This window comes from Achromobacter sp. Marseille-Q0513, assembly GCF_018195695.1.
GTDB lineage: Bacteria > Pseudomonadota > Gammaproteobacteria > Burkholderiales > Burkholderiaceae_B > Achromobacter.
Genome location: NZ_JAGTJY010000670.1, coordinates 1 through 318 on the forward strand (window position 1 = coordinate 1; position 318 = coordinate 318).

Consider the following 318-nt stretch of genomic DNA (forward strand, 5'->3'; position numbering starts at 1 on the left):
GGATGCCCCAGAACACGGGCGCGATTGAATTGATGCCGATGGCCGCGACGATGAGCGCGGCCATCGACCACCACAGGTGCTGGGCCAGCAGCACCGAGGCCAGCATGCCCGCGGCGCCCAGCACGCAGCATGCGGCGACGAGCATGCGGCGTTCGTCGCGGCGATCGGCCAGGCGCGCGATCAGTATCATTGCCGCCACACTGATCAGGGAGGGAATCGCCGAAAGCAGGCCGATGCTGCCGATCTGCGTCACGCCGGCGGCGCGGATCATCGTTGGCAGCCAGAACACCAGGCCGTAGTTGCCCATGGCGATGCAGA

General features: G+C 67.3%; 1 protein-coding gene. It reads right to left on the minus strand.

What is annotated here, in order from left to right:
* Nucleotides 1-318: MFS transporter (locus KDH83_RS32240; protein WP_212323294.1), on the minus strand; the 318-nt coding region annotated here is incomplete at both ends.